Below are 16,055 nucleotides of genomic sequence, written 5' to 3'. Positions count from 1 at the left end.
CCTGGGCAGGAGAGCAATGATGTGGCGTGAGATCGAGCCGGACCAGCGGTACGACCTGGAAGTCGATGGTCATCATCTGGTGGCCTATGGCTTTGGCGACGGCGACGAGGTGCTGTTGTGCCTCAATGGCGGCCCGGGATTGCCTTGCGATTATCTGCGTGACAGCCACGGCTGGCTCAAGGAAAAGGGCTTGCGGGTCATCGCTTTCGATCAGTTGGGTACCGGTGCCTCGGCCAGGCCTACTGACGAATCCCTGTGGGACATCACCCGTTATGTGGCGGAGGTAGAGACCGTCCGCCAAGCCCTCGACCTGGGCAAAGTGCACCTGCTAGGGCACTCCTGGGGTGGCTGGCTGGCGATCGAGTACGCCATTCATCACCCCCAATCGCTGAAAACCCTGATCCTGGAAAATACCGCCGGCGATATCCCTCACCTGTCCCTGGAGCTCGAGCGTCTGCGGGCGGCCCTGGGCAGTGAGACCGTCGCGATGATGCAGCGCCATGAAGCCTTGGGCACCCTGGATCATCCGCAATACCAGGCGGCCATAACCCTGCTCAACTATCGCCATGTCTGCCGTCTGGACGAGTGGCCAGCACCGGTGACACGTTCCCTGGGCGACTGGAACATGGGGCCCTACATGACCATGCAAGGCCCCAACGAATTTCTCTATACCGGCAATCTCAAGGACTGGAATCGCATCGAGCAGATGGCCGGCTTCGAAATGCCTGTGCTGATCACCACCGGTCAACATGATGAACTGACGCCAGCCTGCGCAATGCGCATGAAAATGGCGCTCAAGGATGTACAACTGAATGTGTTCCCCAACAGCAGCCACATGCCGTTCTACGAAGAGCCCCAAGCCTATTTTCCAGTCCTGCTGGATTTTCTGCACCGCCATCGGAACTAACCCATGAACCTGGCGCGCTACCGTTTCATACTGTCGCGCCCGCTACAGCTATTGCCGGTGCTGTTTGGCATCAGCATGATCACCTTTGTGCTTGTGCGCTCAATCCCCGGGGATCCCGCCCGGGCACTGCTGGGCTCGCGCAGCACGCCGGAGGCGCTGATCAGGATTCGTGCCCAGTACGGTCTCGACCAGCCGCTGTGGATGCAGTACTTCTACTTTCTCAAGAACCTGCTCAAAGGCGATCTCGGCCAATCGCTGCTCTACAAAGTCGATGCCTTGAAGTTGATCAGTACCCGCATTGAGCCAACCCTGTTCCTGGTGCTCGGCAGCGTACTGCTGGCGCTGCTGATTGCCGTGCCGCTGGCAACGGTGGCGGCGCGCAACAAGGGCGGCTGGCAGGATCACCTGATTCGTCTGTTCACCACGGCAGGGCTCGGCATGCCGGCGTTTTGGCTAGGCATCATGTTGATCCTGCTGCTCAGCGTGCAGTTGGGGCTGTTCCCGGTCTCAGGCTATGGACGTACAGGGTGGGACAAACTGCATCACATGATTTTGCCGTGCCTGACCATTGCCTTGGCACTCTCCGCCGTTCTGGTGCGCAATCTGCGCGCCAGCATGCTCATGGAGCTACAAGCCGATCATGCCACCGCCGCACGGGCCCGGGGCTTGTCCGAGCGGGCGATATTTCATCGGCATGTGCTGCCCAACTCCCTGGTGCCGGCGGTCAACCTGCTGGCGGTGAACATCGGCTGGTTGATCAGCGGCACGGTGGTCATCGAAAGTCTGTTTGCCATTCCCGGCATCGGCCAATTGCTGGTACGCGGCATCTTTACCCGTGACTACATGGTGGTCCAGGGCGTGGCCATGGTGCTGGCCCTCGCCACCGTCACGGTCAATTTCCTCGCCGATGTGCTGACCGTGATGATTGATCCGCGGGTGAACATGCGATGAGCGGCCAAACCCTCAGTCCCGCCTGGCGTCTTGCGCTGCGTTTCGGCTTGCGCAACGGTCGCCCGGCCACCGTGCTGGGCCTGGCGATTCTGTTTGGCTGGCTGTTGCTCGCACTCTTGGCCCCCTGGGTCGCGCCCTTCGATCCGATTGCCCAGAACACCGATATCCGCCTGCTGGGGCCGAGCCTGGCCCATCCGTTCGGCACGGATAATTTCGGTCGCGACGTTCTTTCCCGAGTGATCTGGGGCGCGCGCATCGACTTGCAGATTTCCGTGATCGGGGTGATTTTCCCGTTCTTGATCGGCACTTGCGTCGGCGCCTTGGCCGGCTATATCGGTGGCCGGTTCGACACGATCTGCATGCGCCTGATCGATATTATTCTGGCCTTCCCCTTCCTGGTGCTGATGTTGGCGATCATGGCCATCCTCGGCCCCGGCCTGAGCAGCTTTTATATTGCGATGGCTTTGGTGGGTTGGGTGTCCTATGCACGGCTGATCCGTTCGCAGATTCTGGTGCTCAAGGAAAGCGATTTCGCCTTGGCGGCGAAAAGCCTGGGCTTCGGTCATGGACGCATTCTGTTTCGGCACCTGTTGCCCAATGCCATGTTCGGTTCGATTGTGTTCTCCATGTCCGACGCGGTGCTGGTACTGCTCAATGGGGCGGCGGTCAGCTACCTCGGCCTGGGGGTTCAGCCGCCCACCGCCGAGTGGGGCACGATGGTCGCCGAGGGCCAGAGTTTTATCACCAATGCCTGGTGGATCTGCACCTTCCCGGGACTGGCGATCGTCACCCTGGCCATGGGCTTCAGTCTGCTGGCTGACGGTGTCGCCGAGCACCTCGGAGAGCGTCCATGAGCACACCGGTGTTGCACGTCGAGGACCTCAGCGTGATCGCCGGCCACGGTGAGAGCGAAGTCACGCTGGTGGATCGTGTGTCATTTGACCTGGCCGAAGGCGAAATCCTCGGTCTGGTGGGTGAAAGCGGCTCAGGCAAGACGATGGCCTGCCGGGCCTTGATGCGCTTGCTACCCTCTTCAAACCTGCGGGTCCAGGGCAAGGCCGTGCGCCTTGCCGGTGAGGACCTGCTGTCGCTGGATGAAGCCGGCATGCGGGGCATACGAGGTCGGCGGCTGGGGATGATTTTTCAGAATCCCGGCAGTCATCTTGACCCGTTGATGCGTATCGGCGAACAGATCGGCGAGGGCATACGCCTGCATCAGGGGGTGTCCAAACGTGAAGCTCGGGCGAAGGCCATTGATGTGTTACGCCAGGTGGGCATTCCCGATCCGCTACGGCGGGTCGACAGTTATCCCCATGAGTTTTCCGGTGGCATGCGTCAACGCGCCATGATCGCCGTGGCATTAGGTTGCAACCCTCAGGTGCTGATCGCCGATGAGCCGACCACCGCCCTGGATGTCACGGTACAGGCACAGATCCTGCGCCTGCTCCTGGATTTGCGCGACCAACGTGGCCTGTCAATCATCATGATCACCCACGACCTGGGGGTCGTCGCCCAGACCTGTGACTCGATCGCGGTGATGTACGCCGGTCGGCTCTGCGAGCACGGCACCAAGCTTGATCTGCTGGCTCACCCACGACATCCCTATACGGCGGCCCTGATCGACTGCCAACCGGCTACCAGCGCCGGCCATGCCATGCTCAAAACCATCGCCGGCCAGCCTCCTCTGCTGGATGCGCTGCCCACCGGTTGCCGCTTCAATCCACGCTGCCTTCAGCAGGGCAGCCAGTGCACGCTGCTGTTGCCACAGATGCAAGTCACGGCCGAGGCACACCGAATCGCCTGCCATTACCCGTTGCCTGTGGGAGCTTCGTCATGACCCTGTTGCAAGTGAAGGATCTACAGGTGCGCTTCGCCGCCCCTGGCAGTGGTCCGTTCGGGATCAACAGGCAATGGGTGAAAGCCGTCAACGGTGTATCGCTGAGTCTGGCCACCGGGCAAGTGCTCGGGCTGGTGGGTGAGTCGGGCAGCGGCAAGAGCACCCTGGGTCGGGCCATCTTGCGCCTCACTGAGGTCAGCGCCGGACAAATCCTGTTCGATGGCGTGGATATGGCTCAAGGCAAGCGGATCGACATCGAGCGATTGCGCCACGAAACCGCGATGATTTTCCAGGATCCTTATACCGCGCTCAATCCGCGATTGAGCATTGGCGACACCCTGTCTGAAGTGCTGCGAGTGCGATGTGCGATCCCTGCATCGCTGATTCGCCATCGGGTCGATGAATTGCTGACCCTGGTCGGCCTGCGGCCGGAGCTGGCCAACCGCAAACCGGGTTCGTTGAGTGGCGGTCAATGCCAACGTGTAGGAATCGCCCGGGCACTGGCCATCGAGCCACGGTTGATCATTGCCGATGAATGCGTGGCCGCGCTGGACGTTTCCATCCAGGGACAGATCATCAACCTGCTGCTGGAACTGCGGCAGCGCATGAACCTGGCGATTCTGTTCATCGCTCACGACCTGGCGATCGTTCGGCGGCTATGTGATCGGGTCGCCGTGATGTACCTCGGCGAGATCGTCGAGCAAGGCCCCACGGAGGCCGTGTTCAGCAGCCCGCGGCATCCCTATACCGTCGCGCTGATCCAGTCCATTCCACACATCGACCCGACTCGATCGTTGCTGAGCGAACCCCTGCCTGGCGAGCCACCCAGCCCCCTGAACCTTCCATCCGGCTGCGCTTTTCACCCGCGCTGCCGGTATGCACAACCCATCTGCGCGAAAACGCCGCCCCCCATCCATGACATCAATGGACATCGTTATAGCTGTGTGCTCGGAGAGCCATTGCTCTAAAAAAACATTCATCAATAGGGAGTTTGACCATGCGATCGAAACATTTGAAGTTGCTGACCGCCGCGACGTTGACCGTTTGTACCCTGGCGGCCGGTGTCGCCCAGGCTGCGGGCGTGCTGACCATCGGTTGCCGTGAAGAAAGTACGACGTTCGACCCGATCAAAAGCGCGCAAAACCGTGATAACTGGGTGTTCTCCAATGTTTACGACGTATTGGTGCGCGTCGACAACACCGGCACCAAGCTGGTACCGGGGCTGGCCGAAAGCTGGCACGTTTCCGACGATGGCCTGACCTATACCTTCAAACTACGCTCGGCCAAATTCTCCGACGGCTCACCGATTACCGCCAGCGACGCAGCGTTCAGTCTGTTGCGCATTCGCGACAACAAAGGGTCGCTGTGGAGCGACTCCTACAAGATTATCGACAAGGCCCAAGCAACCGACCCGCAGACACTGGTGGTGACACTCACGAGCCCTTCAGTCCCCTTCCTCGCGCAGCTGGCGTTGCCCAACGTCTCCATCCTGTCGCAAAAGGCCATGGAAAAAATGGGTGAGGAAGCCTACGCCCAGGACCCCGTTGCCTCCGGCGCCTTCATCGTCAAGGAGTGGCTACGCGGTGATCGCGTGGTGCTGGAGAAGAACCCCAACTTCTGGCAGGCCGACAAGGTGAGCCTGGATGGCGTGGAATGGATCTCCATCCCGGATGACAATACGCGGATGTTGAAGGTACAGGCCGGTGAACTGGATTCGGCGATCTTCGTGCCCTTCTCGCGCGTCGAAACCCTGAAGAAAGACCCCAACCTGGTCGTGCACATGGATCCCTCCACCCGCGAGGACCATCTGCTGATCAACCATGAGCACGGACTGCTGGGCAAGCCTGAAGTACGTCAGGCCCTGGACCTTGCGATCAACAAAAAATCCCTGGTCGATACCGTGACGTTCGGCCATGGCCAGGTGGCTTATTCCTACATCCCTAAAGGCGCGCTTTATCACAATGCCGATAATCTGCAGCGCCCGTACGACCCGGAAAAAGCCAAGAAAATGCTGGCGGATGCAGGCGCCTCAGGCCTGAAGCTCAATTATGTGGTCAATGCGGGCAATGAAGCCGACGAGCAGATCGCCGTGCTGGTCCAGCAACAGCTCGCAGCGGTCGGCGTGACAGCCACGTTACAGAAAGTCGACCCAACCCAGAGTTGGCAAATGCTGATCGACGGCGATTACGATCTGTCCGTGATGTACTGGACCAACGACATCCTCGACCCGGACCAGAAGACCACCTTCGTGCTGGGACATGACACCAACATGAATTACATGACCCGCTACAAGAACGACAAGGTCAAGGATCTGGTCGCGGCCGCGCGGGTAGAAGTAGACCCGACCAAGCGCAAGCAGATGTATACCGACCTTCAGGCGATCGCCAAGCAGGACGTCAACTGGATCGATCTCTACTACAGCCCGTACATCAATATTTCGCGCAAGAACATCGAGCACTTCCAACAGAACCCACTGGGGCGCTTCTCTCTTGAGGAAACGGTGAAGCGCTAGCGAGCAGTGGCTTTCATCCGAGTCGGATAGGGCCAGTGGCAACGCCTCGATCACGAGTCGAGGCTTGCCACTTGATGGCCAAGCAACATCGGTCGCTCCCCGGTCATCTCGCACAGCAGCGCTGTGACGGCGTTCCCCTCAACCGTGCCGTGCTCTTGCAGAAAGCCCGCCACGGCGCTGACAGCCGGCCAGTAGCGATGCACCAGACAGCTGCAACGGGCAATGGCCTGGGATTCGGCATCAAGTAGCTTGCGCGAGGGCAGCAGGCTGATCAATTCGAGCCCCCGGTCCAGGTCTCCCCGGCCGCTGCCCCTGATCAACCGGTCGGACCTGCGGTGCCGGTAGACCGCCTCGGCCACCGGCCCCGCGAAGCAATGGAGCAGGTCACGTTCAATGGCATCGACCATCGAGGGCAGGTATTCAGCGATCCCCGGAGCGTTGAAGGCCGGACGCGGGACAAGATAATCCGCTTCCACCATCCCTTCTGCGTAAAGGGGATTACCGCACAGGTCGAACAGAGGGCCGGTGCAGGCCTCGGCCTTGGTCCGCACGGTGATGCGTTTTATAGGTTGACCGTTCCACCAAAAGGCCAGGGCATGACCCGCTTCATGGAAGGCCGTGCTGCGCGGGCATTTGTTCATTATTGGGTCCGTCACGGCAGGCGCCATTCATATCATCTACCTCGTCTGCCGGCCCCCGATAAAAGATAATTCCTATCGCCCGTTAATACTGCGCCTATTAGCTATCTGGCAGAGGGGGGCTAGCCTTAATTCAGGCTGGTGTAATCCGGCCCGTTGAAACCTGATAAGAGATACGAAGACTTCAGAAGCGTACTGGGCTTGCCGTGGGCCGCCGTATTGGCAACCAGATTGCCGTGTGGTCACAACGATCAGTTGAACGAACTGTGAGCCCTGCACCTACGTCCTTGATTTCACCTACCGCTATAAAGCCCGACCGGGCCGGATAGCTGGATGAACACGACCAAAGGTAGCTCCTCATGGCAAACGAATCGAAATGTCCGTTCAATCATGCCGCCGGCGGTGGCACGACCAACCGCGACTGGTGGCCGAACCAACTGAATCTGAAGATCCTGCACCAGCACTCCTCGCTGTCCGACCCCATGGGCGAGGACTTCGATTACGCCCAAGCGTTCAAGGGCCTGGATTTCCAAGCCCTGAAAGCAGATCTGCGGGCGCTGATGACCGACTCCCAGGACTGGTGGCCGGCGGACTTCGGCCACTATGGGCCGCTCTTTGTCCGCATGGCCTGGCACAGTGCCGGCACCTATCGCACTGGTGACGGGCGCGGTGGGGCAGGTTCCGGCCAGCAGCGTTTTGCGCCGCTCAACAGCTGGCCGGACAACGTCAGCCTCGACAAGGCCCGTCGGCTGCTCTGGCCGATCAAGCAGAAATATGGCCGGAACATTTCCTGGGCCGACCTGATCGTCCTCACCGGCAACGTCGCGCTGGAGTCCATGGGCTTCAAGGCCTTCGGTTTTTCCGGTGGCCGCGCGGACGTCTGGGAACCGGATGAAGACGTCTATTGGGGTTCCGAAAACAAATGGCTGGGCGGCGATGTCCGCTATGGCAAACCGGATAAAGCCGCCATGCAGGATCCTGGTGAAGGACAGCTGGTGGCCGAACCTGGCAACGAAGAAAGCCGTACCGACGAGGGGCGCAACCTGGAGAACCCACTGGCAGCGGTGCAGATGGGGCTGATTTACGTCAACCCGGAAGGCCCCGAGGGCCAACCGGATCCGGTCGCCGCCGGGTTGGATATCCGCGAAACCTTCGCCCGCATGGCCATGAACGATGAAGAAACCGTGGCGCTGATTGCCGGTGGCCACGCTTTCGGCAAGACCCACGGCGCCGGGCCCGCGGACAATGTCGGCGCCGAGCCTGAGGCCGCCGGCCTGGAGCTGCAGGGCCTGGGCTGGAAGAGCACATTCGGCACCGGCAAAGGCGCCGATACCATTACCAGTGGCCTGGAAGTGACCTGGACCACCACACCCACCCGCTGGAGCAATAACTACCTGGAAAACCTGTTCGGCTTTGAGTGGGAGCTGACCAAGAGCCCGGCCGGTGCGCACCAATGGACACCAAAAAATGGCGCGGGCGCCGGCATCATCCCCGATGCCCATGACCCGTCCAAACGGCGTAACCCCACAATGCTGACCACCGACCTGGCGCTGCGCTTCGACCCGATCTACGAAAAGATCTCGCGGCGCTTCCTGGAGAACCCGGAGCAATTGGCCGACGCCTTCGCCCGCGCCTGGTTCAAGCTGATCCACCGCGACATGGGCCCGCTCTCGCGCTATTTGGGCCCGGAACTGCCCAGCGAAGAATTGCTGTGGCAAGACCCTATCCCAGCGGTGGACCATGCCCTGGTCAACGACAGCGACGTCAGCGCCCTCAAGGGCAAGCTGCTGGCCTCGGGCCTGTCGGTTTCACAGCTTGTGTCTACTGCGTGGGCCGCCGCATCCACCTTCCGTGGTTCCGACAAGCGCGGCGGCGCCAACGGTGGACGCCTGCGCCTGGCCCCGCAGAAAGATTGGCCCGCCAACCAGCCGGAACAACTGGCTCAAGTGCTGGCGACCCTGGAAAAAGTCCGGAGCGAGTTCAACACTGCCCAGTCCGGTGGCAAAAAGATCTCCCTGGCGGACCTGATCGTACTGGGCGGCAGTGCCGGCATCGAACAGGCGGCAAAAAATGCCGGGCTCAGCGTGACGGTACCTTTCTCGCCGGGACGCATGGATGCGAGCCAGGAGCAGACGGATGTCGAGTCGTTCGGTTTTCTCGAACCCATCGCCGATGGCTTTCGCAACTACCTCAAGGGCCGCTACCGCGTGTCCGCCGAGGCGCTGTTGATCGACAAGGCCCAACTGCTGACCCTCAGCGCGCCGGAAATGACGGCCCTGATCGGCGGCTTGCGGGTGCTTGATATCAACGCCGACCATGCTCAGCACGGCGTCTTCACCCAACGGCCAGGGGCGTTGACCAACGACTTCTTCGTCAACCTGCTCGACATGGGCGTGGAATGGAAACCGCTCTCCGACACCCAGCAAGCGTTCGAAGCCCGCGACCGCAAGACCGGCCAAGTCAAATGGACCGGCACTCGTGTCGATCTGGTCTTCGGTTCCAACGCACAGTTGCGGGCCTTGGCTGAAGTCTATGCCAGCGCGGATGCCCAGGGGCAGTTCGTCAAAGACTTCATCGCGGCGTGGGTCAAGGTGATGAACCTGGATCGGTTTGACCTCAGGTAAGCAGAGGCCGAGGGCATGAGGTCTTGCAAGGAAGCGGCCTCATGAACTTTTCTTCACCCCACCCCCCCGTGTGATTGGGTAAAGTCCCCTCGCTCATTCAAGAAACTAAGGTTTTAGCCCGCTCTCCCAGCGGGCTTTTTTTTGCCTGGCATTCAGGCCTGGGATTGAGCGTTATCCAACTCAGGCAAGGCTCGCGCCACCGTTGGTTGAGGTCGCTTCGACAAAGGCTGCTCCAGGGCCTCCCGCCCGTAAAACACCAGCGCCATCAGCCAACAACTCAACCAGACGAAAATCCCCGCCCAGAACGTGTGCGACATGTAGTGCCAACCCTGCAGGACCCGTGTCGTGCCGTAGATAAACCCCAGGGCCAGCGCCCCATACATCAAGGCTTTGGAATGGCGCCAGCGGTAACGGCGCGCAACGAAATACAACGCCAGCATCGTGAAGCCGCCGGAAGCATGACCGCCTGGCCAGCAACGACCGTCGCCGGCGACTTTCAGCAGGTTGAAATTCTGGAACCATTCCTTGTGCTCGATCTTGCCGGCGTACTGGGTGGTTTCCACCGGGCAATACACGCTGGTATGACCTTTGAGGTAATGAATGACGCCAGTGCTGAGGGAAAATGCGAAGACCACATAGAGAAAATCGCGCCGATGCTTGTGGGCAAAACGCAACGGCGCGGCCAAGCGGGTCTTCTCCAGCAGGCGAAGTAATCCCGGGCGTCTTTCCGGTTTGAAGATCGGCCAGACAAACGACAACAGCGCCCCGATAATCGCTGCCTCGCCGGTCCAGTTCGGGATGATCCTGGCCCACTTGTGGGTGATTTTCTCGAACAGCCCCACGTGCCCCAACGGAAATACCTGATGCAGCGGGTCGTAGAATAAATCGCTGAAAGCGATGTCGATGCGGGTCATGTCAAACAGCAGGAACACCACCACGGCGAAGACCAGGGGAATTCCAAGATTGAGCCCATAGAAACGGGCGCGAGCAGACGTCAGCATGGGCGGTCCTGATCGTGGGAAAAATTACTGAAACGCCACCGAGCGCCAGTCAGATGCTTCGATAAAACCGAGCAACTGCGGTGCTTGTGGCTGGGCGGTGGAAACGAACAGCGAAGCGCCGTAGCCAAACGTCGAGGTCGGCCGCTGGAGCGTGGTTTCCAATGCCTGCATGCATTCGCTGTGGGTGACCAGAATCAGGTTACGCCCGGCTACTTTATGGGCCAGGGCATTGCGCAGAAGGTCGTGGCGGCAATTGAACAGCCAGGTGTCGCCAGCACTCACCTTGTTGAACATGTAGCCCGCCGTCTGGGCCGCACGGACCAGAGGGCTGTTGTAGAGGTCGGCGTTGTCCAGGCCCAGTTGTTCGAACCGCGCCCCCAGGCCCACCGCAACGGCACGGGCCCGGTCAGTGATGCCTTCGCGATCATTCAGGCACGCGGCCTTGGAGTGGTCGCAGCGTTCGACATGGCGTACCAGCACGATCATCTCCCCCTTGGCCCAACCCTCGGTCAACGCCCGGGCGCCGGCGACGTTGCCGTGGGCAAGATCCGGTATCGCAGCCGGGCTCAGCAGCCAGAGGGTCAACGGGATCACCAGCAGTGCCGCCGCCACGACCACCACGGCGTTTCGGTAACGGGCAAACCGGCGCGCATCGATCGAGCGCGTCAGGCCGAAAAGGCTCAGTCTCAGTTCCACATCAAGCCGCCCCGACGGCATCCACCCAGTCATTCGATGGCGCGACAGTAGAGAGACCGACGTCGGCAGGCAGTGAAACCGATGTGAAAAAAAGCTTGGAGGTATGCACCTGGATATTCAGCAATCCTGGTGTCTAAAAAAATCTTTCAGATCCAGGAGCAGCGGCCGATATAGCCCTGCACACGTTTTTGCTGGCTCTTAACAACAACAACCTTCCAGCGTACCGACGATCAAGCAACACAACGTTCCTGGAGGATTTTGATGAATAGCTGGTTTGGCAACATTAGCGTCAACATGAAATTGGGCCTGGGCTTCGGCCTGGTGCTGGTCCTGACCTGCCTGCTGGCCCTGACCAGTTGGACCAGCCTGGGCGGTCTGATCGACCGTAGCAACTGGATGAGCGACATCACCCAGCTCAATGCCGGCCTGACCAAATTGCGGGTCACGCGTTTGCAATACATGCTGACCAATGGCGACGAGACCGCCGCACAAAATGTGCAGACCACCCTCGACGGTTTCGTGGCGCAACAGAACGCACTGCTCAGCAGTTTCAAGAGCCCGGAAAACGTCAAACTGCTCAAGGAGCAGAGCGCGACCATCAGTGCCTATCAGGTGTCCCTGAACAAAATGCGCAGCGCCTATCGCACCGGCAACACCGCGCGTGACGCCATGGGCGCGAACGCCGATATCGCCTACAAGCTGATCGAGACCATCGATGCCGACGTGCGGCAAATGGCCCTCGGCGATGAACGCTTCGCCCAGTTCCAGGCCATCACCCAGGCCAAGCAGGCGTTCATGCTGGCCCGCTATGAAGTGCGCGGCTACACCGCCAACAGCAACGCCGACACCGAACGCAAGGCCGTTACCCAACTGGACGCCGCCATTGTCTCGCTCAAACCGTTGAATGAGCATTTCTCCAGCTCCCGCCAGGATGAACTGCGCCAGCTGGAAAACGCCCTGGCCCAATACCGCAGCGCCTTGCAGGCCTTCAAGCTGGCCACGGCCGATGTGGTGCAGGCACGCAAGGAAATGACTGAACAGGGCGCGACCATCGTGTCCCTGAGCGAGCAGCTGTATCAGATCCAGCTCGACCGCCGCGACGCCGAAAGCGCCCAGGCGCGGACCCTGCAACTGACCAGCACCTTGCTGGCGTTGCTGATGGGCATCATTGCGGCCGTGATCATCACGCGCCAGATTACTGGACCGCTGCGTGAAACCCTGGCCGTGGTCGAACGCATCGCCAGTGGCGACCTGTCGCACACGGTCATCGTCACCCGCCGCGATGAACTGGGCGTCCTGCAACAAGGCATTGCGCGCATGGGCGTGACCCTGCGCGACTTGATCAGCGGCATCCGCGATGGCGTGACCCAGATCGCCAGCGCCGCCGAAGAGCTGTCTGCCGTGACCGAGCAGACCAGCGCCGGGGTCAACAGCCAGAAAGTCGAGACCGATCAGGTCGCGACCGCCATGCACGAGATGACCGCCACCGTTCAGGAAGTCGCACGCAACGCCGAAGAAGCCTCCCAAGCAGCCGCCGCCGCAGACGGCGAAGCCCGTGCCGGCGACAAGGTGGTCAGCGAAGCCATTGCCCAGATCGAGCGCCTGGCCAACGAAGTGGCACGTTCCACCGATGCCATGACCGTGCTGCAGCAGGAAAGCGACAAGATCGGCAGCGTCATGGACGTGATCAAGGCCGTGGCCGAACAGACCAACCTGTTGGCCCTCAACGCCGCCATCGAAGCGGCGCGCGCCGGTGAAGCCGGTCGTGGGTTCGCCGTGGTGGCCGACGAAGTCCGTGGCCTGGCCCAGCGCACGCAGAAATCCACCGAGGAAATCGAAGGCCTGGTGGCCGGCCTGCAGAACGGCACCCAGCAAGTGGCCGCCGTGATGAACAACAGCCGCAGCCTCACCGACAGCAGCGTGGCCCTGACCCGCAAAGCCGGCGTATCACTGGGGAACATCACCCGCACGGTGTCGAACATCCAGTCGATGAACCAGCAGATCGCCGCCGCCGCCGAACAGCAAAGCGCCGTGGCCGAGGAAATCAGCCGCAGCATCATCAACGTGCGCGACGTGTCCGAACAGACCGCTGCCGCCAGCGAAGAAACCGCTGCGTCCAGCGTCGAACTGGCGCGGTTGGGCAATCAGTTGCAGATGATGGTGAGTCACTTCCGCGTCTAACGTCCGACTCACTGTGGGAGCGAGCAAGCCCGCTCCCACAGGGTTTGCATCAGAACAGACCACGCATCGCCCTTTCGTACACATCCTCCGCCCTCGTCCTACCGCCTTTTATTGCGCGCTCCTGTACGGTTTCCTGAACCCGAACATTTCGTTCGAACAGGAGATGGACAACACATGGACGTAAGCGACGACTCTCTGTTGCACAGGCTCATCGAAGCCCCCATCGGCAAGGACAACACCGACTTCAGAACCGCCCTGCAGCGCATGGGACTGAACTCGGTTTTCGACATCATGCGCATGGGCAAGACGCAGTTCGCCCTTGAGCTCGGCCAGCACACAGACGTGGATGCCGGGCAGGTCTATGACAACGCGGCGTGCTATGCCGGCCAGATCAGTCGCCTGTATCAAGAGCAGCAAATATCCTCCAACGACACCAGCCAGCGCGTGCGCCGCAGCCTGGGCTCGAACACGCTATCGGAGTCCACTCGCTATCAGGCGCTGTTCAAAGAGAATTGGGATCAATTCTGCAACGAAGGCGATATCACCGCATTCGACTCCCCCGTGGCCTATCTGCGGGCGCTGTATCTGTTTGCCGGGCAGCTGGAAAAAGCCTCCCCGTCCGCCGACAAAATCACCTTGGAACAACGTCGACCGGATCTCAAAGGGTTAGAGATCAATCGGCAGAGTGCCTTCGTCGCGCAACCAATGCTCGGCATCGTCAATGAAACCTTGCGCAGCCATATCGAGGCGCACCTGGCAGACACCGGCAAGACCGTCCACGAAGTACTGGCCAGCGAACATTACCCCTTCACCCTGCCCTACGACCTGCATCATCACCAATGCCTGCTTGGGCTGGGCGCAAACAAACCGGCCCTCGGCGAGTTGAATTATCGGGCGAGCCTGAAGGTGCCGTTTGCCCCAGGCGACACCGTTTACGGGGTCGTTTCGCAATCGCGTATCGAGGCGCAAAAACTGCTGTCCGGGCTCAGTCCAGAGCAGCAGATACTCCTGATCGAACCGCCCGGTCCAGATGCCAACATCGGCATCCTGAGGAAAAGCTATGGCATTGAAAATATCAATCTGCTGGATGATCCCGAGTTCTTCAAGGCACGCACCGGGCTGACGACCGACCAGCTGGAGCAACTGCTGGCGCAAGGCACCTACCGCCCTCGCCCCTCAACCAACAGCCCATCCTCCAACCATTCCAATTATGGGGCCGCCTACATCAACTGGCCGGCCTCGACGCCAGCCCTGGCGCTCCTCAATTCAGCGAAGACCTTTACCCATGTATCCCGTGAACGTCTGGCCCGCTTGCAGCGAATGATCCGACTGCACCGCTGGACCGGTATTCCCGTTGCCGAACTGGATACGCTGATCGTCAATGCCCTGCGCGCCGAAGGCAGCACAACGATGGCGCTCAACACCAATACCTTGCGCACGCTAGGGGTCTATCGGTACCTGAATCAGCGCCATGGCATCGCGCCTGAAGAATTTGCTTCGCTACTGCATGACATGCCGACCCATGCTTGTGGTGAGCGCGTTCCGTTGTTCGACCAAGTGTTCAATCGCACCCAACTGCTTGAACACCCTCAGGTTGAAGACCTTGCCACGACGGACCTCAAGACCTTCAGCTATCTCAGTGCCGGCCTTGGACTTCCCATCACGCAGGATTCGCTGCTGCTGCTTGCCAAACAGGCCGAGAAACACCTTTCATCGTTGAAACATGATTTATCCACTGTCTCGTCACTCTATCGCCAGGCCCGTATCGCGCGGATGTTCGGGCTCACGCCCTTGGAGTGCACAGAACTGGCCCATTTATTGGGCGGGGAACATTTCTGCAAAACCTTGGTGACCGGGTCACTGCGCACGTATAAATCCCTGAGCCCCGACATGCTCGACGTGCTGATGGCATTGGATTGGGCCGTCGACTGGCTCAGGCAAAACAACCGTGATGTGCTGCAATGGTGTCGCCTGTTCGACACCACGGAAAATGACCTGCCGCTGAATCAGAACCTGGAGAAGCGACTGGCGACACTGCTGGCAGACGCCAACCTCGGCGATGAGCGACGCCTGGTGGAAACCCTGCTGCACGACATGGCTGACGTGTCCGCCGAATATGTTCCCGCCGTACTGCAAATGGCCGACACCAGCGCCATGGCGATTGTCGAGGCCATCAAGGCCTCCCCGGGGAAAATGCCGTTCCTGTTGGCGACGGTGCTTCGCGCGGCCCAGGCCTGCCATGGATTGCACCTGGGCAGCAGCACACTCCAGCAGTTGATGAACAAGCCAAAGTGGCTGACTTCCAAGAGTTCGGGAACGTTGACGCCACACACGCGGTACCTGCTCGAACGCTTCAGCCACTGCGCTCGCCATCACGCGCAGTCAGAAGAAAGCCTGTTGCATTACTTGCACCTTGCCAACCAACGAACGCAGGACCCGGAGGAGGATGCCAACCGCCTGCTGGCCAGGCTTCTGGAGTGGAGCACCGATGAAGTGAGCTGCCTGACCGCGCAATTGCAGCACAAACGCGCCACATCAATGGAGGCCGTGGATTGGGTCATGCGTTGCCAGGCCTGCTGCAAAAGTACAGGACTGTCGGCCAGTCTCTTGCTCAAGGCAACCGCACTAAACGCCGACAGCGCGACCTCGGACTGGAAGACCGTCGGTGAAACACTGATCGCGGCCTGCCACTGACACCCGCCCCCCCT

General features: G+C 60.5%; 12 protein-coding genes and 1 pseudogene. 10 read left to right on the top strand and 3 right to left on the bottom strand.

Annotated elements, in window-relative coordinates; all coding sequences use genetic code 11:
• Window positions 1-19: 19 nt before the first annotated feature.
• Genes EPZ47_RS03700 through EPZ47_RS03675 form a run of 6 tightly spaced genes read left to right on the top strand, consistent with a single transcriptional unit; the run spans window position 20 to window position 6,207 of the window.
• Window positions 20-907 (top strand): proline iminopeptidase-family hydrolase, encoded by an 888-nt coding sequence (locus EPZ47_RS03700; protein ID WP_109753433.1) that lies wholly within the window; start codon window positions 20-22, stop codon window positions 905-907.
• Between the two features lie 3 nt (window positions 908-910).
• The gene (locus tag EPZ47_RS03695) at window positions 911-1,858 is read left to right on the top strand and encodes an ABC transporter permease (RefSeq protein WP_135843585.1); all 948 of its coding nucleotides are present in this window, start codon (window positions 911-913) and stop codon (window positions 1,856-1,858) included.
• Window positions 1,855-2,712 carry an ABC transporter permease gene (locus tag EPZ47_RS03690; protein ID WP_135843584.1) on the top strand — a complete coding sequence of 286 codons (858 nt, stop codon included), beginning with the start codon at window positions 1,855-1,857 and terminating at the stop codon, window positions 2,710-2,712. Before EPZ47_RS03695 ends, EPZ47_RS03690 begins: the two co-directional genes overlap by 4 nt.
• Complete coding sequence (locus EPZ47_RS03685) at window positions 2,709-3,695, top strand: ABC transporter ATP-binding protein (RefSeq protein ID WP_135843583.1); 987 nt, start codon at window positions 2,709-2,711, stop codon at window positions 3,693-3,695. The genes EPZ47_RS03690 and EPZ47_RS03685 overlap by 4 nt, the downstream gene beginning before the upstream one ends.
• Window positions 3,692-4,663 carry an ABC transporter ATP-binding protein gene (locus tag EPZ47_RS03680; protein ID WP_135843582.1) on the top strand — a complete coding sequence of 324 codons (972 nt, stop codon included), beginning with the start codon at window positions 3,692-3,694 and terminating at the stop codon, window positions 4,661-4,663. Before EPZ47_RS03685 ends, EPZ47_RS03680 begins: the two co-directional genes overlap by 4 nt.
• A 29-nt stretch (window positions 4,664-4,692) precedes the next feature.
• Window positions 4,693-6,207, top strand: coding sequence for an ABC transporter substrate-binding protein (locus EPZ47_RS03675; RefSeq protein WP_135843581.1), 1,515 nt, complete (start codon window positions 4,693-4,695; stop codon window positions 6,205-6,207).
• Between the two features lie 50 nt (window positions 6,208-6,257).
• Here the strand turns inward: EPZ47_RS03675 and EPZ47_RS03670 are convergent, their stop codons facing one another.
• Window positions 6,258-6,848, bottom strand: a complete 591-nt coding sequence (locus tag EPZ47_RS03670) for a hypothetical protein (protein ID WP_135847943.1) — start codon at window positions 6,846-6,848, stop codon at window positions 6,258-6,260.
• Between the two features lie 356 nt (window positions 6,849-7,204).
• Here EPZ47_RS03670 and katG point away from each other — a divergent pair, with 356 nt between their 5' ends.
• Window positions 7,205-9,469, top strand: coding sequence for a catalase/peroxidase HPI (gene katG / locus EPZ47_RS03665; protein WP_135843580.1), 2,265 nt, complete (start codon window positions 7,205-7,207; stop codon window positions 9,467-9,469).
• Window positions 9,470-9,621: 152 nt separating this feature from the next.
• Here katG and EPZ47_RS03660 read toward each other — a convergent pair whose 3' ends face one another.
• Both EPZ47_RS03660 and pmrG read right to left on the bottom strand, forming a co-directional pair.
• Complete coding sequence (locus EPZ47_RS03660; protein ID WP_135843579.1) at window positions 9,622-10,470, bottom strand: phosphatase PAP2 family protein; 849 nt, start codon at window positions 10,468-10,470, stop codon at window positions 9,622-9,624.
• 24 nt (window positions 10,471-10,494) lie between these two features.
• On the bottom strand, window positions 10,495-11,166 hold the full coding sequence (gene pmrG, locus EPZ47_RS03655) for a lipopolysaccharide core heptose(II)-phosphate phosphatase PmrG (RefSeq protein WP_135843578.1): 672 nt from the start codon (window positions 11,164-11,166) through the stop codon (window positions 10,495-10,497).
• Between the two features lie 261 nt (window positions 11,167-11,427).
• On the opposite strand from pmrG, the pseudogene EPZ47_RS30725 reads away from it, so the two are divergent.
• From EPZ47_RS30725 to EPZ47_RS03645, 3 genes and pseudogenes are all read left to right on the top strand, one after another.
• A pseudogene (locus EPZ47_RS30725) lies at window positions 11,428-12,441 on the top strand (methyl-accepting chemotaxis protein); the annotation flags it as partial.
• A gap of 42 nt (window positions 12,442-12,483) precedes the next feature.
• Window positions 12,484-13,347: a methyl-accepting chemotaxis protein gene (locus EPZ47_RS30720; protein WP_406550203.1), complete on the top strand. Its 864-nt coding sequence runs from the start codon at window positions 12,484-12,486 to the stop codon at window positions 13,345-13,347.
• 174 nt (window positions 13,348-13,521) lie between these two features.
• Entirely contained in the window at window positions 13,522-16,041 is a 2,520-nt protein-coding gene (locus EPZ47_RS03645; protein ID WP_135843576.1) for a Tc toxin subunit A, read from the top strand.
• The last annotated feature ends 14 nt before the right edge of the window (window positions 16,042-16,055 follow it).

Source organism: Pseudomonas viciae (assembly GCF_004786035.1).
Lineage (GTDB): Bacteria > Pseudomonadota > Gammaproteobacteria > Pseudomonadales > Pseudomonadaceae > Aquipseudomonas > Aquipseudomonas viciae.
Note: the sequence above shows the minus strand (reverse complement) of the source record. Positions and strands in the feature narration are given on the sequence as shown.